Origin of the sequence: Dermabacter sp. HMSC08H10 (assembly GCF_001807585.1) — a bacterium.
GTDB classification, from domain to species: Bacteria; Actinomycetota; Actinomycetes; order Actinomycetales; family Dermabacteraceae; genus Dermabacter; species Dermabacter hominis.
This window is the reverse complement of sequence record NZ_KV789424.1, coordinates 618,424-641,894: the sequence shown is the minus strand read 5'-3', so window position 1 is coordinate 641,894 and position 23,471 is coordinate 618,424. Positions and strand designations below refer to the sequence as shown.

Here is a 23,471-nt window from a genome sequence, read left to right as displayed (position 1 = left end):
GAGAGTAGGACACCGCCGAACTATTCTTTGAGGGGGGGCCCCGGCCGCTAAGGTCGGGGCTCAACCTGTTTAACGCTAGTGCTTCCCGCGAACGCAGCCGGAACTGGGACGAGGATCGGGGCTGCCCGGATCCTCGACGAAGGACGGGCGATGGTTTGGATTCTCACGAAAGCACCATCTCTTATCGACGCACGATGTGAACTTGGCCCGAAAACCATTCCATAGTCGAGGCTACGGGGAAGTAGTCCACTAGCGTAGAGCTACGTTGTGTACCGCGAGTTGTCGCGGGACCGCCAACGGACCCTTATTCCTGCGGCCACGTTTACCTTCGTGGCTCGCCCCCTTGGAGGAGTTGCGGATTGTCCGACAACGAGAACTTTGAACCTGACTCGCGTTCTGCGAGCGAAAGCCGCGCCCGTACTCGAGGCGAGTATGGATCGCGAAAGCCGCGCACCGATGGTCGTCGTGGGGAGCATCGTGCGAGTAAGCGTGGTGACCGTGATTCTCGGGGAGAGCGCGGTCGTGACGGCAAGCGACGCTCATACGGTTCGGATCGACGTTCTCGTGACTCCCGTTCGGGACGCGACGGAGCTTGGAAGAATAACCGGAATGGGCGCGATGGCGGCGGCGGTAACTGGCGCGATCGTCGCGAGGGGGAAAAGTCTCGTCGCGATGGTGAACGTCGCTGGTCTAGGGATGACAGCCCGCGTCGTGATGGTGAGCGTCGCTGGTCCAGGGATGATAAGCCGCGTCGCGACGGGGATCGTCGCTGGAAAAAGGGTGAAAACAAGCACCACGATGGTAATCGGCGCCGCGGTGACGCCCAGGGCCGCGGGCAGCGCTTCAGCAAAGGGGAACGCGGCTATCGTGACCAGCGCGATAAGCGGCGTTTCGAGCAGCGTGCGCGGATGTCAAGCGCGGACGGGTTTGAGGCAGATCGCCAAGAACGCCTTCGCGAAGGGCGCGAACCATTCGTCCCGGCAGACATCACTGGAAACGAGCTGGCTCCCGAACTCCGCGCCACCCTCAAGGCCCTTACGAAGGAACAGATGGAGCGTGTGTCGCGCCACCTCGTCGCTTGCGCGATGCTGACCGAGAATGAACCGGAGCGGGCCCTCGAGCATGCGAAGTGGGCTGCGCGTTTCGGCGCGCGAGTCGCATCCGTTCGCGAGCTCTACGGCGCCCTGCTGTACGAGGCAGGCGACTACCGCGGCGCCATTCGGGAAATGCGCGCCGCCATGCGCATGAGCGGAAAAGTCGATCTCCTCCCGATCGTCGCCGACTGTGAGAGGGGCCTGGGGCGCCCTGAAAAAGCGTTCGATATCGCGCAGTCCGAAGAGGCAGCGAAGCTCACGAATGCGGAAACGATCGAGCTCATGATGGTCGTTGCCGGTGCATACGCCGATCTTGGAGATCTTGATACGGCCATCGCGACGCTCGAGATTCCGGCACTGCGCTCGAAGGTCGACGGCAAGTGGCAGTTCAGGCTGTGGCTGGCTTACGCCGACCTTCTCGAAGCCGCAGGGCGCGCCGATGAGGCGAAGAAGTGGGTTACGCTCGCTGCCGACGCAGACGTTAACGAGGAGTCCGATGCCTACGCCCGCCTTGGCCGTGCACCTCGACCGAGGGAAGCGGCCGTGGAACGGACGGAGGAAGAGATTGGCGTGTTCGACGTCGAGGCTGATTTTGAGCGGGCAGAGCGTGAAGCTGCTGAACGAGAGGCGGCGAAAGCCGAGCAAGCGTCGGATCACCACGATGTGAACGACGATCCAGATACGAGCGAGGACAGCGGTCCCTCTGAGCAGTCGCAAGGCGATGTTGACGCTCCGAATATGCCGAGTGGGGCCAACGCTGGCCTTGAGGCCTCGGGCGAGTCCGGCGATGAACCGGATCAAGCAATCGAGCCTCCGGTGCCCCCTCACGAGCCCACCGCACCAGATTCCCCATCCGACAAGGAGTAACGTGAAGCGCCCCGATCCAACGTTCCTCGACCTTTTCGATGCACTCCTGTTCGATATGGATGGGACGTTGATGAACGGTTCCACAGTGATCGAGCACGGGGTCGATGCCGTGGCAGCGGCTCGTGCGAGAGGGCTCGCGATTGCCTTCGCGACGAACAACGCCTCGCGCACCCCGGACATGGTTGTCGAGCACCTCGCGTCGCTCGGCTACGAAGCCCACGCGCACGAGGTCGTGAACTCGCCGATGGTTGCGATGAGCCTCGTGAGGGCGCACGTTGAACCCGGCAGCACAATCCTTGTCGTGGGCGGTCGAGGGCTCGTGGAGGAAGTTGAGCGGAACGGTTACACCGTGACGCGCGAAGACCGTGATGACGTCAAGGCCGTGATTCAGGGCTTCGCGCCGACCGTCGGGTGGGCAGATCTGGCGGAGGCGGCGTACGCGATTCGCCGCGGAGCATTTTTCGTCGCGACGAATATCGATTCGACCCTTCCCACCGAGAAGGGCTTCGCACCGGGCAACGGGTCGCTCGTGCACGCGCTCGAGTTTTCGACGGGGGTCAAGGCTGTAGCTGCGGGCAAGCCTGAGCCTGCGATGTTCAAGGTCGCGGCAGAAATCTCCAGCTCGAGCCGCCCCTTGGCAATCGGGGATCGCCTCGATACGGACCTCGAGGGCGGCAACCGCGCGAACGTTCCAACCTTCCACACGCTCACGGGGGTGTCGAGTTGGATCGATGCGGCACATGCGCCGGCTATTCAACGTCCCGTGTTTGTGCGGCCCAACCTTTCGTTCTTGGCGAAGAGCGCCGCGCACCCTGTCATTGACGCAGAGCGAGCGCATCTCGGCTCTACCGCGGCGCACCTCGAGGGCGGTGACATCGTCGTGACGGGCGACGCGTCGAGCTGGCGCGCGGCACAGGTCGTCCTGTCGCTCGTGAACGCGCGATTCCCCGAAAGCACGTTTGAGGGCGCGATTCGCGCTGCCTCGGGTGAGCTCTTTGGGCCATTTGGCGAATAAGGGTCCGCGCTGTGCCACGCCTCGATGCCGCACTCTTTGCGCGCAATCTCGCGTCCTCACGTACGCATGCGCGTCGCATCGTTGAGGAAGGGCGCGCACACGTCAACGGTAGCGTCGCCTGCAAACCCTCAATGAACGTGGCAGAGGGCGACGTTCTCGAAGTGCTCGGAGTTCCCGAAGGCGGCGAGTTCGCCTCGCGTGCGGCCTTGAAGCTCGAGGGTACGCTTGAGCGCCTCGGTGCCCGAGCGCCTCAACTCGCGGGAGCTCGGGTTCTCGATTTGGGGGCCTCGACCGGCGGGTTTTCCGACGTTTGCCTGCGCCGGGGCGCTTCCCACGTGTGGGCTGTGGACGTCGGCCACGGGCAGCTCATTGCTCGCCTTGCAGGGCATTCGCGGCTGGCGAATCTCGAGGGGACCGACGCGCGCTGCGTGACCCGGACCATGCTCGCGGCGTATGAGCCCAGCGGAGTAGGCATTCCCGATGTCGTCGTCACCGACGTCTCCTTTATTTCTCTCACGCACATCCTTGGCGGCGCATCGCGCCTTGTCGAGCCGAATGCGAGCTTGCTCTTCATGCTGAAGCCACAGTTCGAGGTGGGACGAGCGCGATTGCCAAAATCGGGTGTCGTGACCGATCCGCAGGCGTGGCGCGATGCCCTTGTGAGCGTCACCGAGTGCGCGGCAAGCGTCGGCCTCGCGCTCCAGGCCCTGCACCCGAGCCCGCTTCCCGGGCAAGACGGGAATGTCGAGTTTTTTCTTCTGTGCGAAAAATTGCCCGCCGGCGCACGCGATCCAGAAGGCGAATGTGGAATGATCGAGGAGGCCCTCGCCGAAGCCGAGGGTCTTCGTCGTGAGGCACCCGCCGGCTCATGAGTGCCGCGAGTGCTGACCGTAAGGGAGGAGGAGAGCCCTGAGACGCTTTTTGCTGTACGTTCACTCGGGTCGAGGAGTGGCTCTCAAGGCAGCGCGTCAGGTCGCTGAGGACCTGCACGCCGCGGGCGTGAGGCCGACCGTGACCTCCGCGCAAGTGGAAGAAATCTCCTCTCGGCCGGAAGATCCGGCTGCTCTCGCGCTTCTCGACACGATCCGTGCGGGTCGACTTGAGGTCCTCGACCACGAACAACTGCCGGCGGAAACGGAACTGTGCATTGTTCTCGGAGGCGATGGCACGATCTTGCGGGCGCTCGAGTTGATCCGCCCCTTTAACATTCCCGTTCACGGTGTCAACCTTGGGCACGTGGGATTCCTTGCGGAGAGCGAGGTAGCGGAACTCGGGACAACGGTGCGCAGGCTTCTAACGCGCGATTACATTCTTGAGGCCAGAAGCGTCATCCGCACGAAAGCATATGCTGCCGATGGTGCGCTCCTGCATTCGGATTGGGCCCTCAACGAAGCGAGCCTCGAAAAGGGCGAACGCGAGCGCATGATTTATGTCGTCGTCGGCATCGACGGGCGTCCGGTATCCGAATTCGGCTGCGATGGGGTGCTCCTGTCGAGCCCTACGGGGTCGACCGCGTACGCGTTTTCGGCGGGCGGGCCCGTCATGTGGCCCGAGGTGGACGCGATGCTGCTCATTCCGCTCGCGGCGCATGCCCTTTTCGCACGCCCCCTCGTGATGGGGCGCTCCTCGGTCGTGGAGATCGAGGTGTCGCCTGAGTCGCCGTCGGCCGCAGTGTTGACGCTCGATGGACGGCGACAGGTTGAGCTTCCGCCCGGATCCAGGCTCGAGACGCACCTGTCGAAGAGTAGCGTTCATTTCGCCCGTTTCGCGGAGACCCCATTTGCCGATCGACTCGTCGAGAAGTTCAAGCTTCCCGTTGAGGGGTGGCGCGGCGGTAATCCCGATACGCGCTACGACTCGAACGCGGGGGAGAGCTGAATGCTGCGTTCTCTGTCGATTCGCCGGATCGGAGTTATTGACGACGCGTCGATCGAGTTTGGGCCGGGCTTTACCGCGCTCACGGGCGAGACCGGCGCTGGTAAGACGATGGTCATCACGGGCCTCGGCCTCCTCATGGGGCGTCGCCTCGATTCCCGCCGCGCCGGTGTGTCAAGCACGGTGTCGGGCCGCGTAGGTCTCGCCCCGGGAACGCCCGTGCACGAGCGCCTCGATGAGCTTGGTGCCGAGGTCGAGGACGGCGAAATTCTCGTCGTGCGCAGAGTGACGAAGGACGGGCGCTCGCGTGCCCACATTGGTGGCGTTCCAGTTCCCGTGGGCACGCTTGGCGAGATTGTTGGCGGGGAGATTACGATCCACGGCCAAAGCGATCAGCTTCGCTTGCGCGAGCCGGCGGCGCAGCTTGGAGCGCTCGATTCGGTGTTGGGGGCGGAGGGCCGACGGTTGCTCGCCGAGCACCGCTTACTCTTTCGGGAGTTTGCTTCGCTCGAACGCGAGCTGAAGGAGCTGTCATCGTCTCTGCGCGATCGAGAGCAGCGCGAGGCGGAGCTCACCGAAATCCTCCAGGAGATAGAGCGGGCGGGCACGTTTGAGGGCGAAGATGACGCGCTGCGCGCGGAAATCGAACGCTTGGATGATGCTGCTCAGTCGCTCACTGCCCTCGAAGGTGCGCTCATGCACCTTGCGGGCGACGAAGCCTCGAGCGTCCTGACCCATGCCGATGCCGCCGCGGCATCGCTTACTCAGGCGCCCGGTGCGTCGCAGGTTCTGGACCGCATTATCGCCCTGCGAGACGAGTCGAGCGATATTGCGCGCGAGATCTCGCTTCTGCGAGACGGGTGGGAGGCCTCGCCGGGCCGTCTCGAGGAGGCGCAAGAGCGCTTGCACGAGCTCACAGTGCTTGTGCGTGAGTACGGGCCTCGCCTCGGCGGGGCGGAGAACGTGAGTGAGCTTCTGCTCCACTCGCGTGAGGCCCTCGAGGCGCTGCGTGCGCTCGAGGACGGCGCGGCGCGGCTTGGCGAGCTCGACAAGCGTCGCGTGGAACTTGACGCCGAACTCGCACGGATCGCCGATGCACTGAGCGGAGAACGCCACGAGGCCGCGGCGAAGCTTGCAGCCGAAATCGAGAACGAACTTGCCGGGCTCGAGATGCCCGGGGCATCTCTTCGTATTGACGTGACGCCGGCACCTCGAAGTGCGAGCGGCACCGACGGTGTGTCGTTCACGATGCAGCCGCACCCCGGTGCCGAATACATGCCCGTCGCGACGGGCGCATCAGGCGGCGAACTTTCTCGCGTGATGCTCGCGCTCGAGGTGGCAATCGCCTCTCTTACAGACGTTTCAGATGGCGGCGCGCCCCCGGTATTCGTTTTTGACGAAATCGATGCGGGTATTGGTGGCCGCGCGGCGCGGGCGGTAGGAGAACGGCTTTCGAGGCTCGCCGAAAATTCCCAGGTCATTGTCGTGACTCACCTCCCGCAGGTGGCTTCGTGGGCGAGTTGCCACGTCAGGATCGTGAAAGAGACACACAGCGATGGCGGCGAGGACCGCACGGTTTCGAGGATTGAACCGCTCGAGGGAGAAGCGCGCGTTCGCGAACTGGCGCGCATGCTCGCGGGAGATGCAGAAAGTGACGCCGCGCTTGAGCACGCCGCTGAGCTTCTCGCAACGTCAATGGAGGCTCGCGGCGCGTGAAACCTGGATTTACGTTCCCTATTGCCGGTCGAGCAAAGGTGGGCAAACGGACGAAAGACCTGACCAAGCGCGTCGAGGCTGGAGACATCGTGGTGATCGACCACGAGGATCTCGATCGCGTTGCGGCCGAGGCACTCGTTGATCGCGCGCCTGCGGCAGTCCTCAATGCGTCACCGTCGATTTCGGGGCGCTACCCGAATGCGGGTCCCCAGATCCTCGTCGAGGCGGGAATCCCGGTGCTCGATGTCCTGGACCAGGATCTTTTCGCGACGGTTCGCGAGGGGCGCTTCGTTGAGATCGACGAGAGCGGTGTATCTCTCAGCACGGGGGAGCGGCTCGAAGCGGAGCTTTACACGCCTGCGGTTCTCAACGACAAGCTCGACAAGGCGCGTGAGGGGCTCAGCGAGCAGCTTGAGGCGTTTGCCTCCAACACGATGGAATACATGCTTCGTGAGCGTGAGCTTCTCATCAACGGCGTTGGCACGCCGGAGGTCCGTACTCGATTCCAAGGCCGGCCCGTCCTTATTGTCGTGCGCGGCTACCACTACCGCGAGGACCTCGTGGCCCTCATGCCATTCATTCGTGAAAACCGGCCTATCATCATCGGGGTCGATGGGGGAGCAGATGCCGTGCTCGATGCCGGCTACGGGCTCGACATGATTATTGGCGACATGGACTCGGTGTCCGATCGGGCGCTTGCGAGCGGCGCCGAGATTGTCGTGCACGCCTACCGCGATGGCCGTGCTCCGGGTATGGAGCGCGTCCGTGCGCTTGGACTCGCCGACGATGCCGTGACGTTCGCGGCTTCGGGAACGAGCGAAGATATTGCGATGCTTCTTGCTGACGATCGCGGCGCCGACGTAATCGTCGCCGTCGGCACTCACGGAACGCTCGAGGAGTTCCTCGACAAGGGGCGCGCGGGTATGAGTTCGACGTTCCTCACGCGGCTCCGGGTGGGCTCGAAGCTCGTGGACGCGAAGGGCGTCTCTCGCCTCTACCGGCAGCGCATCTCGACTTTCCAGCTCGTTCTCCTCGTTGTTGCGGGGCTCCTGGCGCTCGCCGTCGCCATGGCGGTTACCGATGGTGGCCAGACGTTTATCCAGATTCTCGGTGCAAGGCTCGATGACACCTTGCGCTTTTTCACCGCTCTGTTTGTCCAGGGAGGACCGATCCCATGATCGACTTTCGCTACCACCTCGTTTCGCTCGTGGCGGTGTTCCTCGCACTCGCGATCGGCATCGTGCTCGGTGCGGGCCCTCTTCGCGACGGCGTGGGGCAGACCCTAACCGCGCAGGTTGAGCAGTTGAGGGTTGAGCGAGACGAAATGCGAGCCTCGAACGATGCTTTGAACGCTGAGAACTCTGACCTCGAGGGATTCGTTAAAGCCGCGGGTGCGGGTCTGGTGACGGGCACCATGCACGGTGAGAAGGTCGCGACGATTGCCGATCATTCCTCGATGCATGCCGAAGTCGAGGCGACGCGCACGCTCATTGAGGCCGCCGGGGGACAAACTGGACCCCAGATCGAGCTCGGCCAGTCGCTGTGGGATCCCGCGGCGGAAAGCGAACGGCGTTCGGCCCTGACGACAATCACCCAGACGTGGCCAGGCGTGAAGCCGAGTGGGACGTCGACCTCAGAAAAGCTGGCGTCCGTTATCGCGACGGTTCTTGCCCCGAGCGAGGATCTTGACGATGCAGCGCGGCTCGAGATCGCAAAAGCTCTGAGCGCAAGCGGCGTTCTCACGCTCAAAGGTGATATTGAAGCGGTGGACTCCGTTTTGGTGCTTTCGGGCGAAGAGTCGCTCTTTTCGGTCACGAGTGACTCGCCGGAGGCTGCTGCGACCCGCTCGGACAACCTTGATAAGTCGCGCCGCGCGCTCGTGACGGCATTCGGCGGCGAAGGCGTCACGGTAGCGGTTGGAGGTTCCTCATCCGTGCGGGGAGGCTCGGAGGGTCTTGTTTCGGCTGTGCGCACGAGTGATCTTCGTGAGCGAGTCTCGAGCATCGACATGCTGACGTATGCGTCGGGTCCGGCGACGCTTACGCTCGCGCTTGCCGGTGCCCAGGTCGAGATGCCGGGAGCATACGGATCAGCGACCGATGCCGAGGCGCTCGTGCCCGATGCGTCCGCAATCCGCGAGAAGGTCGAAGAGCGCAATGGTGATCGAAGCGAAAAGAAGCGCTCGGATGACACGGATGCGGGAGGGCAGACGAACGATGAAGAGGCCTCCTCGAGCGACGGCGGTGGACAGTGACGAGTATCCTCCGGACGGTGGGTTTCAGCGCCGCAGCGGCGGCGCTTGCCTCGCGTACATGCGCTCGTGCCCTCGCCAAGTGTCCTAAGTCGCTTCGTGCACACCTCGACCGCACCAACTTTCGCGGTGAGCCCGTCACTCTCGCCGAGGGGGTTGAGGTGGCCGGCGCACTCTCGGCAGGTGCACTCGTGGGGCTCGGCGTGCCGTCGAGTGGTGCCGCTGCGCTCGTCGGTGCGGTGGGTCTCGCTGATGACATCGTCGAACCGATGCTCATGCGCAATGCTGAGACCGCACCCCCGAAGGGGCTCAAGGGGCATCTCGGGGCACTTGCGCACGGAAAGCTCACCACGGGAAACATCAAGATTCTCGGGATCGCGGTGGCGGCGAACGTACTCGCGCGCGAGTGCGAACGTGTCCGGGGGAGGGGAGAGTCCGACGCCGGCTTCGGCGGCAGTGCTCTTGCCGTCGTCGATCGTGGCCTGGACACCGTGTTGATTGCGGCCTGCGCGAACCTCACCAACCTTTTCGATGTGCGACCTTCGAGGGCGCTGAAGGCCACGAGCATAGGCGTCCTGATCGCCCTGTGTGGGCCGTCGCGCGAGGAAGCCTCGCGCTCTCGCAAGGCCCTCGCCGCCGCGCATGCGGCCGCGACAATCCTTGCCGCTCCGCGCGACTTCGGTGCGCGGGGGATGCTCGGGGATGCGGGAGCAAACGTCCTCGGGGCGAATGCGGGCACCCTCGCCGCGCTGTCATCCTCGCGTGCCTTCCGCACTGCGGCAGCGTCTGTGGCCGTGGGGCTCACGCTCGTGAGTGAACGGGTGAGCTTCACACGCATCATTTCCTCCTCGGATTTTCTGAGCGCGATTGACGAATGGGGGCGGTCATGAGCGCTACGTCACGGACGCCGTCTCTCGTGCGAGCGACGGGTCTCATCGCTGTCGTCACGGTTCTTGCGCGGCTCGCAGGGTTCGCGCGATACCTCGTTTTCGGCGCGAGCGTGGGAGCGGGTGAGATTGGAACCGCCTACGCGAGTGCCAATCTTGTGCCGAGTGTCGTCTTCGAAGTTGCCGCTGGAGGGGCGCTCGCGAGCATGGTCATCCCGCTCATCGCGGGTCTTCTTGACGAGCCTTCCCGCCCGCGTGAAGGAGGCAGCCGCGTCGCCCCGCGCGAAAACGCCTCGAGCATCGTCTCAGCGTTGCTCACGTGGAGCGTTCTGCTCACGCTCATCCTCGCACTCGTGCTGTGGGCGCTTGCCCCCACACTCGCTCGAGCCATTCTTGGAACCGGTGCGCAAGCCGCCGATGCCGCAGCGATCGATCTTGGCGCTCGCCTCATGCGGGTTTTCGCCCTTCAGCTGCCGTTCTATGCGATTACGATCGTCCTTGGCGCGTACCTGCAGGCGCGACGCAAGTTTCTCTGGCCAGCGCTCGCACCGCTCATCTCGAGTCTCGTCGTCATGGCAACGTACGGCCTCTATGCCCTCACGGTCCCCGTGGGCGTGTCTGCGGGAACGCTCTCGAATCTCTCTGAAGCTGCCCTCGGGTGGGGGACAACTCTCGGGGTTGTCGCGATGGCGGTATGCGTAGTGTTTCCCGCGTTGCGATCGGGGTTTGTGTATACGCCCCAACTCGCCCTCACCAGAGGCGTGCGTGCGCGTGCCTTGGGACTTGCCGGCTCGGGTGTGGCAACCGTCGGCGCCCAGCAACTGACGACCGCCCTGATTCTTGCCCTCTCCGTTCGCGCGGGTGGAACGGGCACCCTTCCGCTGTTCCAGTACGGTCAGGCCGTGTACCTCCTGCCCTACGCGGTTCTCCTCGTCCCCGTTATGACGAGCGTGTTTCCCGAGCTTTCCGAGCTGCGGGCACTCGGTGATAGGGCAAAGTTTTCGGCGCTGACGCTTCGATCCGTCCAGGCGGTCGTGGCATTCGCAGCCGTGGGTGGGGCTGCGCTTTGGGGTGCGGGACTCCCCATCGATAAGTTTTTTGTGGCGATCGATCGCGCGGGGATCCGCGGCGTTGGCGCGGTCACGGCGGCGCTCGCCACAGGGCTGATCGCGTACGGCATCGTGATGCTGACCGCGAGGGTTCTCAATGCGGCGCTGAGGCCCGGGGAGTCTCTCGCGATCGGTGCGACCGGGTGGGGAATCGCGGGCGTGCTTATTCTCGTGACGGTCGTGACGTCCCCACCGCGATCGACGGCCACTGCCGGAGTCCTTTTTGGTCTGTGTATATCTATCGGCATGTGGATCGCGGCGATTGGCGGGCTCAACATCCTTCGCGAGCGGATCATGGTTCGCGAACACGTGCGTCCCCTTTTCACGACGGTCCTCGCCTCGGTTGTGGCGTCGGTCCTCGGCTCAATTGCGGGGCTCGCTCTCGCACAGCTCGCGAGTGACGCTTTTCGTGGCGCGTGGGGCTCGCTCGTGTTTGGCCTCGGGACGGGTACGGCTGGTGCAGCGGTGTGTCTGGGCGTGCTGATGATCGCCGATCGCTCTCTTGCGGCGCCAATCGTGGAGCTCGGCGCGCGAATCGTCAAGGCGACGAAGAAGGGGTAGGGCATGCGGCGTGTGATCCTCGTGCGGCCCCGCGCGGAAGGCGGTTTGCTCGCGCACGTGCGCGATGAGGCATGCGTGCTCGCTCGGGCAGGCGTACACGTTGTGGACGCGGGGGAAGCGCCGTGCTTCGACGACGCCACCTCGCATACCGCTGGGCCCGGAGTCGAACATCGGCACCTCGCGATCGCTTCGGGGGCTTCTCCGCTTGCGGCGCTTCGCGCACGGGCGAATCTGCGCGTGATCATTCGGGATGAACATCGCCGTGCACAGGGCGAACGGCTCACGGTTCATGCCCACGGCGCGCGTGCAGGAGCACTCACTGCCCTTGCGCTCATGACCGGGTTTCGCCCCCGCATTCGGCTCGTGACGACGCTTCATAATCGGATGCCGCGTACCGGCGTTGGCGCAGTCATCGGGCGAGCATTGTTCACGCTTGCCTCACGCCGTAGCGATCTTGTACTCGCGGTCTCGCCTGATCTCGCCGATGCCGCGCGCGCGAGTGGTGCACGCGCGGTTCAAAGGGCTCTCATTCCCGCTGCGCGCCCCGCGAGTTGCGGGTCGTTGCGAGCGTTCGACGGCGATGTCCTCGAGGTTCTGTGCGTCGCGCGCCTTGCTGCTCAAAAAGACCTCGCCTGCCTGTGTGAGGCAGTGCGGCTTGTGGAAGAGCAGTATCCGGGATCTCTTCGCGTAAAGATCGCGGGCGAGGGGCCGGAACGCGCACGGCTCGAAGAGTTTATCGAGAAACATGCGCTTCCCGTGGAGCTGCTTGGGCGTGTAGAGGACACCCGCGCCCTCATGCGCGAGGCGCACGTGGTGGTCCAAACGAGCGTGTGGGAAGGACAGCCGGTCGCGATTCAGGAAGCGATCGGTGAAGGCGCGGCGATCATCGCCACCGATGCCGGCGGGACGCGCTGGGTGACGGGCGAGCGCATTCCTCTCGTCGCGCCGGCGAATGCGCGCGAGCTGGCGGAACGGCTTATTGCCTTCGTGCCCGGACACCCGGGATCTGAGGAACGCCTCGACGAGCTTCGGGCTGCCTCCCGAGCACGCGCCGCTGAACTCCCAACCGAAGAGGACTTGATCGCTCAGCTCGAATCCGCGCTTTTCACGTTCGCCGACGACGAGGAGAACCAGCACTCATGACCACCTCCGAGAATTCGCTCGCCGACGATTTTTGCGCGCGACCCGTCGCTGAGAGTCGGACCGTGTATACGGGGCTCGTGTGGGATGTTGCGCGCGATACCGTCGATTTCGCGGCCGGTGTGAGGTTTACACGCGACTACGTCGCTCACACGGGCGCCGTCGCGATCCTCGCGCTCACGCCAGAGCGTGAAGTCGTCGTGATTCGCCAATATCGCCATCCGGCTCGCGCTCACATGTGGGAGCTGCCCGCTGGTCTACTCGATAAGGCCGGGGAAGACCCAGCCGTGGCAGCCGTCCGTGAACTCGAAGAAGAAACGGGCTACACGGCCGGCGCAGCGCACCACCTTCTCGATTACTACCCGAGCGCGGGCGGCTCGAACGAGAAAATCAGCGTGTATGTTGCGTTCGACTGCACGGAGGCGAAGGGCGTCGACTTCGAACGCGTCGACGAGGAAGCCGAAATCCTCACTCGTACGGTGCCCCTTGACGAGCTCGAGGATGCCGCGCTGTCAGGTCGCCTTCACAACAGTGCGCTGATCATCGCCACGCTCGCCTATACGGCACGCGTGCGCCGCGGCGAGGCCCCCGGCGCTTAACTGCGCGAGCGCGCGTACGAGCGCAGAGATTCGATGATCGCTGGCGTGACTTGAGCGGCTTGCCACGGGCGCGCGCCGACCGCTTCGAGCTCCTGCACGATCTGTTCGGGGCTCGCGTGTGGGATGCGATGCTCGGCCTCTGCACTGAAGTGATTCCACACCCAGTGGCGCATGTGACCGGGGGAGATGAGATTCTCGACGGGCATGTGAAGCTCTTCGGCGCGTGTGAGAAGCCCCTCGCGCACCTGTTTGTAGGCCTCGAGAACCTCGGGGTAGCGCCTAGACCACGAACGATGATTGGGGTAGGGGCCCAGGTCGCGCTTCGACGGCAAGTGAACGCGGGGCAGTTCTCGCGCTTCGCGGACGCATCGCCACCACTGCTCGCGGTGCTTGAGGTTCTTCGGTGCGGCGTTGTCGAACTCCTGGCGTCCCTTGCTCGAGGCTTTTGCCATGGCCACGAGTGCCTTGTCGCGCAGCACCATAAACGGCGCGACGTCCGAATTACGCGCGATTGCATCGCGCCTTTCCCACATCGATCGCGCGACCGCGAGTTGCAGGGGGCTTTTGAGCTGGCCGAGGCCGTGCAGGCCGCGCCACGGCTCGTCGGGAACTTCCGGGTGGGCGAACGTGGCTTCGAAGGTAAATTCCTCACGTGCCCACGACGTCTTGTGAGCGTCGTCGAGCATGCGTGTGAGCACGGTTTTGAGTTCGGCGAGGTACTCGACGTCGAGCGCGGCGTAGTCGAGCCACGATTCCGGAAGTGGGCGCTTGGACCAGTTGGCGCTCGAATGCTCCTTGGCAAGCCGAACTTCGAGCAGTTCTTCCGTGAGAGCCCCGAGACTCACCCTGGGAAGTCCGAGGAGGCGCGCAGCTACCTCGGTGTCGAAAAGTGCGACCGGTTCAAGCCCGAGCATGGCGAGTGAGGGAAGGTCCTGCCTCGAGGCGTGAAGAATCCACGGATGCGAGTTCATGATGTCCGTGAAGGTTCCAGGCAGTTGGCACGCGAGGGGATCAAGCAGCAATATCCCTGCCGCCTCCGTCTTGATCTGCACGAGGTAGGCCTTAGCGGAGTATCGGTAGCTCGAAGCGCGCTCGACGTCGATCGCTAGGTCCTCGTCGGCTTTGACACGCGCGCACCACTCGAGGATGCCCTGAACGGTCGTGACGAGGGGCGGCGTGCCACCCGCGGGCTTTTTAATGAGGGGCGCGCACTCGGGATCCGGCAACTGGTCGTGGGAATCAGTCATGAACGTTCTAGTGATCCTTCGAGGCTGAAAGATGAGGCGCCCTCGCGCGGTGGGACGGATGCAGAGGGCTCACGGAGAGTGGCTGGGGCGGAAGGCCACCTGCGGCGCAGAGGATCGCGGACCACGCGCCGAAATGGGCGCCGAGGTCGAGGGAGTCCGGGCTCCATGATGCGCGCATCTCGATGTCGACCGTCGTGGGGCGGGCGGCGAGTGAACCGTAGCTTTGGGAAACGACGCGCGTCACGGTACACCCAAGTTCGTGGGCTTCGGCCCCCGCAAGCTCAAGCGATTCGGTGACCCAGCTCCACGCCACATCGCCGAGCATGGACTCGAGCGCGAACTCGTGTTCGAGCTGGGCTTGCATCAAGGTGACGATTCGTGCGCGACCGCTCCAGTCCTCCCTGCCCTCAGGGTCGTAGAGCACGATGAACTTTCCGCTCGCGAGATCAGCGTCGTGCATGACGACATCGGCCTCGGCTGCCCACGAAAAGGGAGCGAGTCTGGAAGGAGCGGGAATCTCCTCCCACTTGACCTCGTGGCGAATGGGCGCAGCGGTGAGCGCATCGATCGCGCTCACGAATTCCTCGCGTTCCTGGGGAAAGTGATGAATGGCCACGGCCGCTAACTTATCGTTGACTTACCGCGTCGTGGCGGAGGCGCGCCGCGCCTCCATCAGTGCGCAGCCGGGTCATCGTTTTCGCTGTGCACGAGGCAAATGGAATTGATGCAATAGCGTTCGTCGGTTGGGGTGGGGAAACCCTCGCCGGTGAAGACATGCCCGAGGTGTGATCCACATGAAGCGCAGCGCACCTCGGTCCGCACCATTGCGAGGCTGCGATCCTCGATAAGTTCCACGCGGTCGCTCTCGGCTGGCGCCCAGAAAGCTGGCCACCCGCAGTGCGCGTTGAACTGTTCGCTTGCGCGGAACAACTCGGCACCGCAGGCCCGGCACGCATACGTGCCTGCCGCGCGCACCTCTTCGTATTCACCCGCGAAGGGCCGCTCGGTCCCAGCCTCACGCAAGACGCGGTACTCATCTGGGCTGAGGCGCTTGCGCCATTCGTCGTTCGTAAACGAGATCGGGTAGCGGCCATCGCCGAGAGGCACGTTCATGGAGTCTCCTTGGGGTGAGTGCGGACGTAGCGTTCGATCTGGGCGCCGGGACTGTGGAAGAGATCCGCGAGGCGCCACGCGAGGTGGTGTGCGCTTCCGACGCTTGCGCGAGGCGCATCGCCTCCCACGGTAATCGCCGAGCGCGTCCAGACAAGTTCATCGAACGCTTCATCCTCGGCAAACATTCCATTTACCCGCGGGCCGCCCTCGACTTGAATGCCGAGAAATCCACGCTCTGCGAGTGCGCGTACGATCTCTTGGGCACGGCCCGCCTCGATAATGGCCTCGCTTTCAAAGCCACTGACACGGGCAACGTGAGCTCCGCGGCCAGGTGGACAGATGAGGAACGTCGGCCAGGCTTGGTCAATGTGCTCGGGAATCTCGCCGCTCGTCGTCACGATCGCGAGTGCGGGGAACTCCGCGCCGCGCGGGCGTCGCGCCTCGGTGCGAAGCGCGGGCCTGCCAGAGGGACGACGGTAGTCTTCACTGCGCACCGTATTGGCGCCGCACACGATGATGTCCGCAAGCGCCCGAAGAACAGTGAGAGTGAAAAAATCCCACGGGTTCGAGAGCGAGGCTGACGTCCCATCGCCCCCCGCGATCGCGCCGTCAAGGCTCTGGTTCATCATCGAGCGCACGTGGACGCGGTCCGAGGGAAATGCGAGCAGGCTACCGAGCGCGCGGGCGCCCTCATCGTCGAGACGAAACTCCTCGGGCGTAACCGGGACACCGGCGCCAATGAGGCGGGTAAGCGGCGCGTTCTTATCGTGAGCGTGAGATGCCATCAAGCGTCGGACCTTTCGAATACGAGCGCTCCCGCACCGTCGAGCGTGAGCGCGCGACCATCACTTTCCCCACCGAAGGAGGCGAGCACCTGCGCGCGGGAGCCCGGCTCCCATGCCACGGGTGCGTCCCCGCGCGAGGCGAGCACGCCGATGCGTCCGCGATGCATGAGGATTGCCCCCTCGCTGAGAACGTCCACCACGATCGAGTCGAATGCGCCTTTCTGGATGTCAGAATTCTTGCGCCGCAGCGAAAGAAGCGCCCGGTAAAACTCGAGCAGCGCCTCGTGTTCGCCGCTTTCGGCTTCACTCCAGTCGAGGAATGACTCCTCAAAGGTTGAGCGTGCCTGCGGATCGGGGACCGCATCGCTCCACCCCATGCGCGCAAACTCTTCCTTTCGACCTGCGCTGACGAGCGGGCCGATCCTTTCCCCGTGGTCGCTAAAGAATGCGAAGGGGGTTCGCGCGCCCCACTCCTCGCCCATGAAGAGCATCGGCGTGCTCGCGCCCAGCAGGTAGAGCGAGGCGATCGCCGCATGCGCGCCATAACCGATTGTGTCGGTGATGCGGTCGCCCGATGCCCTGTTGCCCACCTGGTCGTGGTCCTGGATGAAGGCTACGAAGGCATGAGCATCGTAGTGCGCACTCGCGGCTTCGACCTTCGCCCCCCAGTTCTTCTGCCTGAAGGTCGAATAGGACCCATCGTGCTCAAAGATGCGCTCGAGGGTCTTTTTCACGCCGGCCGCCGCGCCGAAATCGACGTAGTAGCCCGCGCGTTCGCCGGTGGCCCACGCATGAAGATGGTGGTGGATGTCATCCGCCCATTGAGCGTGCATGCCGAAACCACCTTCGGCGACGGGGGTCACCATCGCGGGGTCGTTCAGGTCGGACTCCGCGATGAGGGTGAGCGGGCGAGCCACCTCTCTGCTCATATCCGCAACCGCGCTCGACAGTTCCGCGAGAATGTGCGTGGGGGAGTGATCTCGAAGGGCGTGCACTGCGTCGAGTCGAAGGCCGTCGAGGTGGAAGTCGATGAGCCACTGGCGAGCGTTCTGAACAACAAACGCCCTCACCTCGGCACTGTCTTCGGCATCGAAATTGATAGCGGGCCCCCACGGGGTGGTATGCGTGTGTGTGAAGTAGGGGCCGAATTCCCCAAGGTAATTTCCGTCGGGACCGAGGTGGTTGTAAACGACGTCGACGATGACGGCAAGTCCACGCTCGTGCGCAGCGTCGATGAACCGCGCGAACGCTTCGGCCCCGCCGTAGGTCTCATGGGTGGCGAAAAGGCCGACGCCGTCATAGCCCCAACCGCGCTCGCCAGGAAACGCCGCGACAGGCATCACTTCAACGGCGTCGACGCCGAGTTCTACAAGCGCATCCAAGCGCGTGATCGCTGAGTCGAAGGTCCCCGACGCACCGGTATCTCGATCCGCCGCGAACGTTCCGATGTGAAGCTCGTAAATGACTTTCCCACGAAGATCCATGCCTGCCCACGGAGTCGTGAAGTTGAATGTGCGCGGGTCGACGACCTCGCTTAAGGCGTGGACGCCCTCGGGTTGCGCCAGTGCGCGTGGATCCGGCAGCGCGACGGAGGAGTCGTCGAGAAGAAAGCCGTAGCGATCGCCCGGGTGCGCCTCGACCCCTGGGGCATGCCACCAGCCACCCTCCCTGCGTTCCATGGTGATTTCGCGGCGCTTTCCCTCGAACCGGGGTTCGAGTGCAAGCGTGACCGTGCCGGCCTTCGGCGCCCATACCTCGAAACGCGAATAGTCTCTCATCGGCTATCCCTCCGAGTGCTCCGGTTTTTCGCGTACAAGGAGCGCGACGGGCCATTCGCGCACGAGGGAGGCGAGCTCGACAGTGCCGCCCTCAATACGCTTCCCGGTGAGGACGTTTGTATAGCGCCCCTCATCGACGACGATCCGCGCTTTGGTGCACCCGGGTCCCTGCGAAGCCTCCACGTGCGGCAAGCGCGTGGCGATAACCACGACATTGGCGGGGCTATTCGCGTATCCACGGGCGAAAGCGATCGTGTGGGAGGACGTCGTTGGCAGCGGCGTGTAGGTGGCATCTGGGCCGACGAACGACTCGCGGTGGTGCCGTCGCGTGTTAAGAGCGCGTGCGACGAGGAGGAGCTTTTCATCGGCGATGCCCTCTGGTGCAGCACCTGAAAGGAGGTCCTCGAGCCGCGCCGCGTGCGCCGCGTGGTCGACTGGGCGTCGGTTATCGGGATCGACGAGGCTCAAGTCAAGAGTCTCATTGCCTTGATACACATCGGGCACACCGGGCATCGTGAGCTGGAGGAGTTTCTGGCCGAGAATAGCAGCGCGCTGCGAATCGAACGTCAGCGAGGTCCACTCGTCGAGGATCGCCCGCACGTCGTCGTTCCCGAGAGCCCACAGGGCAAAGTCGCGGATTTCGCGCTCGTACTCATCGTTGCCATCGACCCATCCCGTATGGACCTTTGCCTCGCGCATGGCCTTCTCGAGGTACTCCGCCAGGCGTTCCTCGCTCAGCGACGCAAGCCGCGAGCCGGGTAGGTCCCACATCCCCGCAAGCGTCTGCCACACAAAATACTCAAACGGCGCATCGACGAGCGGTCCTCGCTTCTGTGCGCTCACGGCATGGAGGCGAGCCACGTGTGTGGACCATTCCGACGGATACTCGGTGAGCGACGCGAGCCTTGCGCGTACGTCCTCGCTGCGCTTCGTATCGTGCGTAGAGAGCGTGGTCATCGATGTGGGGAAAGTCCCGAGCATCCGCTCGCAGAAGTGATGAAACTCTTCGGGATCCACGCCAATGCGGTTCGGGTCGGCACCCACCTCGTTGACTGCGAGGAGCCGGTGATACCGGTAGAAAGCTGTGTCCTCAAGAGATTTTGCGTGAACCGGCCCGCACGTTTGAGCGAAACGCGTGACAAACTCCGCGCGCAGCGGATCGAGTGAACCGTCGGACGTGAACTGCCCCGGACCACCCGCAAATGCCGTGACGATCTCGAGAGCGGCACGATCCCCCTCGTCGTCACCGATGGCCAAGGCTGCTCGATCTGCGGCCTCGGCAAGCACCTGGCGCTCACACGCGGGGGCCTTCTCCCCGGGGACTATATAGGCGCGGTAGCGATCCATCGCCATGAGGAGCTGGATGATCGCGTGTTCGAGCTGCCGCTTGGTCGTATCGCGCAGCATTATGTCGGCATCACAGATCCGCTGGGCGAGATCGACGAGACGTGCAATTTCGGCCCACAGCGAGGTGTCGATGACCTCCTTGGCGCTTGCGTGAGTGATCTCGTCGAAGGAACGCGAATCGTGGGTGAATGTCCGCCACGTGTGCGTGAGGGCTGCCGCGCCCGCAGGGTCGTGGAAAAGGCCCTGGACGCGCCAGAGGGCGTCGTAACCCGTCGTTCCGGCGACGGGAAAGTCCGGTGGGAGCGACTCGTTGCCTTCGAGAATCTTTTCGATCACGGTCCATGCGCCACCGGTGGCGCTCTCGAGGCGCCGCAGATACCCGCGCGGGTCGGCAAGGCCATCGGGATGATCGATCCGATACCCGTCGATCACGCCCTCCGATTGCAAGCGCAGGAGGGTCGCGTGAGTCGCGTCGAAGACTGCACGGTCTTCAACCTTGAGGGCCGCGAGAGTCTGGACGTCGAAAAAGCGGCGATAGTTCAACTCGTCATTGGCGACCCTCCAATAGGCAAGGCGGTAGTGCTGGGCCTCGAGAAGATCCACGATTGGCAGATTCTCGGTGCCCTCGGCGAGAGGGAACACATGATCGAAGTATCGAAGGACATGCTCGATTCGCCGCGAGCCATCAGGCTGAGGAACCTCCGCGGTCCCTCGCTTGAGCTCATCGTCGAGAATCGTCGCGCCGACCGGGCGGCCGAGAACCGGCAGGAGAATTCCGTGCTCCGCGTGAGGATCACTATCGAACCACGACGCGTAGGGGCTCGATGCCCCATCCCGCAAGAAAGACCACAGCGCGTGGTTATGCCACATGGGGGTGGGGATCGCCATGTGGTTGGGGACGACGTCGACGATGAGGCCCATACCTCGCTCATGGAGAGCATCTGCGAGCCCCCGCAGATCCTCTTCGCCACCGTTATCCATGCTCACGCGGGAATGATCCACGACGTCGTAGCCATGCATGGACCCCGGCGCCGCCTGCAAGATCGGTGAAATAAACGCGTGACTCACCCCGAGTCGCTCCAGGTACGGCACGAGTCGTGTCGCATCTTGGAAGGTGAATTCAGGCGTGATCTGAAGCCTGTACGTGCTGATCGGCGCGCCGGGCATGGGCCCTCCTTCGTCGTGGGTGCGCTGTGGCTCCGTCAGAGCGCGGGGCCCTCGTCGGTACCTGGATCATTCGGCGCCGTGGGCGTCAAAACGGACGTGGGAGGAGACAGGGGAGTTGAGAGAGCCGTCGCGTCATCCTCTTCTCCCGGGGGCGTCATGGGGGCCCTGCCGAGCACGAGCGTCGTGTAGGCGGGGCGAATGAGGACCTCGCCCGCCCTGACGGTATCGCCGGGGCTGAGCGACGCAGAGGTTTCTGCCGTGACCGTCCACTCTTCGCCATACTCGCCCTCCGGGATCGTGAACTCCACGTCCGTCTCGGAGGCGTTGAACATGAGGAGCGCGGAATCATCGACGATGTGTTCGCCTCGCGTGTTCGGCTCGGGGATCGCACTTCCGTTAAAGAACACCGTGAGGCACTTTGCCACCGGATCGTTCCATTCCTCATCGGTCATGGGGGTGCCGTCGACTCCGAGCCACGCAACATCGGGCAGGCTCGAGGACGCTCCGTCGCGGACCTCACCCAAGAGAAAGCGTCGGCGACGGAAAATAGGGTGCGACCGCCTCAGCTCGATAAGCATGCGCGTGAAGTTCAGCATGTCCTGCTGGCGCGGGCTGATCTCCCAATTCATCCACGCGATTTCGTTGTCCTGGCAGTACACGTTGTTATTGCCCATTTGGGTGCGGCCGAGCTCGTCGCCGTGAAGGATCATGGGAACGCCCTGGCTGAGGAGCAGGGTGGCCATCATGTTTTTCATGCGCTGGAGGCGGAGGTCGAGAATCGCCTCGTCATCCGTGGCACCTTCCGCCCCCGAGTTCCACGAGCGGTTATTCGATTCGCCGTCGTTGCCGCCCTCGCCATTGTCCTCGTTATGCCTCTCGTTGTAGCTCACGAGATCTCGCAAGGTAAATCCGTCGTGGGCGGTAAGGAAATTGACGGAGGCGATGGGCGTGCGGCCCGTGTGCTGGTAGAGATCGCTCGAGCCAGCGAACCGATTTGCGAACTTTGGGAGCATGCCTGACTCACCGCGGTGGAAGTCGCGCATGGCATCGCGGTATTTGCCGTTCCACTCCGACCACAGGGGAGGGAAGCCACCGACCTGATAGCCGCCTTCACCGAGATCCCACGGCTCCGCGATGAGCTTGACCTGCGAAATGATTGGGTCCTGCTGGATGATGTCGAAGAAGCTCGAGAGCCGATCTACCTCGTGCAGCTCGCGGGCAAGAGTCGAGGCGAGGTCGAAGCGGAAGCCATCAACGTGCATCTCGGTAATCCAGTACCGAAGCGAATCCATGATGAGCTGAAGCACGTGCGGGGTGCGCATGCGAAGGCTGTTGCCCGTGCCGGTCGTGTCGTAATAGTGCGTGAGATCGTCGTCGACGAGGCGGTAGTAATTGGCGTTGTCGATTCCGCGGAAGCACAGGGTTGGGCCTAAGTGATTGCCCTCAGCGGTGTGGTTGTAGACCACATCGAGAATGACCTCGATACCCGCCGCGTGAAGGTTCTTCACCATTTGCTTGAACTCTTGGACCTGCTGGCCGGTCTCGCCCGCATACGCGTACTCGTTATGCGGCGCGAAGAAGCCAATCGTGTTGTAGCCCCAGTAGTTGCGAAGTCCGCGATCCTGAAGGTGGCCGTCTTGGACAAACTGGTGCAACGGCAAGAACTCAACCGCCGTGACCCCGAGGGACTTGAGGTAATCGATCGCGACCGGGTGCCCCATCGCCACGTAAGTGCCCCGGATACTCTCGGGGATGTCCGGGTGCGTAGCCGTGAAGCCTTTGAGATGCGCCTCGTAAATGATCGAATCGTGGTACTCGTGGGCCGGAGGATGGTCGTTGCCCCAATCAAAGTAGGGCGAGACGACGACTGAATGCATCGTGTGATCCTTCGAGTCCAGGTTGCTCATCTGCGAAGGATCGTCGAGCTCGTAACTGAGCAGGCTCGCGTCCGTGTCGGGCATGCCCGCGATTGCGCGCGCGTACGGGTCGAGAAGGAGTTTCGAGGGATCGCAGCGGTGCCCGGCCGCCGGATCATAGGGGCCATGGACCCTGAATCCGTAGCGTTGACCCGGCTGGACGGCTGGAAGATACACGTGCCACACGAAGGCATCGACTTCTGTCATTTCTACGCGTCGCTCCGAAAAGTCGTCGCCGATGAGACAGAGTTCGACTCTTTCGGCGACCTCTGAGTAGAGGGCGAAGTTCGTGCCGCTGCCGTCGAAGGTTGCACCGAGCGGGTACGGGGAGCCTGGCCAAATCTGCACTGTCGAAGAATCCTTGCGCTGAGGCAGCCGATGGCTGCGCGAAAACACGTTTGCATCGACATTGTGGCCCGATGGCCTGGCAGAAGCCCGAAGTTTCGTGGAATGAGAAAGGCCCCGTGCACGTGCACGGGGCCTTGGAGTGGAGCGGATGACGGGACTCGAACCCGCGACCCTCACCTTGGCAAGGTGATGCTCTACCAACTGAGCCACATCCGCGTGGGCGATACTGGGATCGAACCAGTGACCTCTTCCGTGTGAAGGAAGCGCGCTACCACTACGCCAATCGCCCGCATAAGAGCCGGCGGGAACTCGCCTGTTCGCTCTTTGCGACTAGACAACAATACACCACCGGCGCGCGGCCCCAAATTGTCGCGGGGTTCGCGACGGTCTTTTGTGGTGAGGCTCGCAAGTGCGGCGCTCGCTCGCGGCTCGCGCTGCGCTATGAAGCTCCTCGCGCTGCGTCATGAAGCTCTATGGCTGGAAAATCGCCCGTGAGGGGCGAGTTGGCACGCTCGCAAAGCTGCTCGAGGTGATTTGAGTCAAAAGCGGGCGGCCTACTTTGCGCGGAACGCGATCCTGACGTAATGTATCTATTCGTTGGTTCGAGAGATCGACCAAAAATGCGGATGTGGCTCAGTTGGTAGAGCATCACCTTG

The 23,471-nt window shown here is 63.7% G+C and carries 18 protein-coding genes and 3 tRNA genes (1 of these 21 running past the window's edge); 12 read left to right on the top strand and 9 right to left on the bottom strand.

Annotated elements, in window-relative coordinates; all coding sequences use genetic code 11:
* Positions 1-908: 908 nt before the first annotated feature.
* From HMPREF3176_RS05725 to HMPREF3176_RS05675, 11 genes are read left to right on the top strand one after another with little or no spacing between them, the layout of a single operon-like run.
* On the top strand, positions 909-1,961 hold the full coding sequence (locus HMPREF3176_RS05725) for a hypothetical protein (RefSeq protein ID WP_141740651.1): 1,053 nt from the start codon (positions 909-911) through the stop codon (positions 1,959-1,961).
* Between the two features lies 1 nt (position 1,962).
* Positions 1,963-2,976, top strand: a complete 1,014-nt coding sequence (locus HMPREF3176_RS05720; RefSeq protein ID WP_246816551.1) for an HAD-IIA family hydrolase — start codon at positions 1,963-1,965, stop codon at positions 2,974-2,976.
* A gap of 11 nt (positions 2,977-2,987) precedes the next feature.
* A complete protein-coding gene (locus HMPREF3176_RS05715) occupies positions 2,988-3,848 on the top strand; it encodes a TlyA family RNA methyltransferase (RefSeq protein WP_070458776.1) in 861 nt (286 codons plus the stop codon).
* 37 nt (positions 3,849-3,885) lie between these two features.
* On the top strand, positions 3,886-4,854 hold the full coding sequence (locus HMPREF3176_RS05710; RefSeq protein ID WP_070458774.1) for an NAD kinase: 969 nt from the start codon (positions 3,886-3,888) through the stop codon (positions 4,852-4,854).
* Positions 4,855-6,567: a DNA repair protein RecN gene (gene recN / locus HMPREF3176_RS05705; RefSeq protein ID WP_070458772.1), complete on the top strand. Its 1,713-nt coding sequence runs from the start codon at positions 4,855-4,857 to the stop codon at positions 6,565-6,567.
* Positions 6,564-7,745, top strand: coding sequence for a putative cytokinetic ring protein SteA (gene steA, locus HMPREF3176_RS05700; RefSeq protein WP_070458769.1), 1,182 nt, complete (start codon positions 6,564-6,566; stop codon positions 7,743-7,745). The genes recN and steA overlap by 4 nt, the downstream gene beginning before the upstream one ends.
* A complete protein-coding gene (locus tag HMPREF3176_RS05695) occupies positions 7,742-8,821 on the top strand; it encodes a copper transporter (RefSeq protein WP_070458767.1) in 1,080 nt (359 codons plus the stop codon). Before steA ends, HMPREF3176_RS05695 begins: the two co-directional genes overlap by 4 nt.
* Positions 8,822-8,838: 17 nt before the next feature.
* A complete protein-coding gene (locus tag HMPREF3176_RS05690; RefSeq protein ID WP_070458879.1) occupies positions 8,839-9,708 on the top strand; it encodes a hypothetical protein in 870 nt (289 codons plus the stop codon).
* Entirely contained in the window at positions 9,705-11,375 is a 1,671-nt protein-coding gene (murJ, locus tag HMPREF3176_RS05685; RefSeq protein WP_168161951.1) for a murein biosynthesis integral membrane protein MurJ, read from the top strand. The genes HMPREF3176_RS05690 and murJ overlap by 4 nt, the downstream gene beginning before the upstream one ends.
* 3 nt (positions 11,376-11,378) lie before the next feature.
* Entirely contained in the window at positions 11,379-12,518 is a 1,140-nt protein-coding gene (locus HMPREF3176_RS05680) for a glycosyltransferase (RefSeq protein ID WP_016664391.1), read from the top strand.
* Positions 12,515-13,114 (top strand): NUDIX domain-containing protein, encoded by a 600-nt coding sequence (locus HMPREF3176_RS05675; protein WP_070435970.1) that lies wholly within the window; start codon positions 12,515-12,517, stop codon positions 13,112-13,114. The genes HMPREF3176_RS05680 and HMPREF3176_RS05675 overlap by 4 nt, the downstream gene beginning before the upstream one ends.
* Here HMPREF3176_RS05675 and HMPREF3176_RS05670 read toward each other — a convergent pair.
* The 9 genes from HMPREF3176_RS05670 to HMPREF3176_RS05630 form a co-directional block, all read right to left on the bottom strand.
* On the bottom strand, positions 13,111-14,361 hold the full coding sequence (locus tag HMPREF3176_RS05670) for an HRDC domain-containing protein (RefSeq protein ID WP_070435971.1): 1,251 nt from the start codon (positions 14,359-14,361) through the stop codon (positions 13,111-13,113). The genes HMPREF3176_RS05675 and HMPREF3176_RS05670 overlap by 4 nt on opposite strands.
* 7 nt (positions 14,362-14,368) lie before the next feature.
* Positions 14,369-14,977, bottom strand: a complete 609-nt coding sequence (locus HMPREF3176_RS05665) for a DUF3000 domain-containing protein (RefSeq protein ID WP_040386525.1) — start codon at positions 14,975-14,977, stop codon at positions 14,369-14,371.
* A 56-nt stretch (positions 14,978-15,033) separates the two neighbouring features.
* Positions 15,034-15,474, bottom strand: a complete 441-nt coding sequence (gene msrB, locus HMPREF3176_RS05660; RefSeq protein WP_070458763.1) for a peptide-methionine (R)-S-oxide reductase MsrB — start codon at positions 15,472-15,474, stop codon at positions 15,034-15,036.
* Entirely contained in the window at positions 15,471-16,259 is a 789-nt protein-coding gene (locus tag HMPREF3176_RS05655) for a dihydrofolate reductase family protein (RefSeq protein ID WP_070458761.1), read from the bottom strand. The genes msrB and HMPREF3176_RS05655 overlap by 4 nt, the downstream gene beginning before the upstream one ends.
* The gene (treZ, locus tag HMPREF3176_RS05650) at positions 16,259-18,037 is read right to left on the bottom strand and encodes a malto-oligosyltrehalose trehalohydrolase (RefSeq protein ID WP_070458759.1); all 1,779 of its coding nucleotides are present in this window, start codon (positions 18,035-18,037) and stop codon (positions 16,259-16,261) included. Before treZ ends, HMPREF3176_RS05655 begins: the two co-directional genes overlap by 1 nt.
* Positions 18,038-18,040: 3 nt before the next feature.
* Positions 18,041-20,551, bottom strand: a complete 2,511-nt coding sequence (treY, locus tag HMPREF3176_RS05645) for a malto-oligosyltrehalose synthase (RefSeq protein ID WP_070458757.1) — start codon at positions 20,549-20,551, stop codon at positions 18,041-18,043.
* Positions 20,552-20,586: 35 nt separating this feature from the next.
* Positions 20,587-22,815 (bottom strand): glycogen debranching protein GlgX, encoded by a 2,229-nt coding sequence (gene glgX / locus HMPREF3176_RS05640; RefSeq protein ID WP_070458755.1) that lies wholly within the window; start codon positions 22,813-22,815, stop codon positions 20,587-20,589.
* A gap of 140 nt (positions 22,816-22,955) precedes the next feature.
* Positions 22,956-23,031 (bottom strand) — tRNA-Gly (locus HMPREF3176_RS05635).
* A 1-nt stretch (position 23,032) separates the two neighbouring features.
* A tRNA-Val gene (locus HMPREF3176_RS05630) sits at positions 23,033-23,104 on the bottom strand.
* A gap of 333 nt (positions 23,105-23,437) precedes the next feature.
* Here HMPREF3176_RS05630 and HMPREF3176_RS05625 point away from each other — a divergent pair.
* Positions 23,438-23,471: transfer RNA gene (locus tag HMPREF3176_RS05625), tRNA-OTHER, on the top strand; it runs 53 nt beyond the window's last position.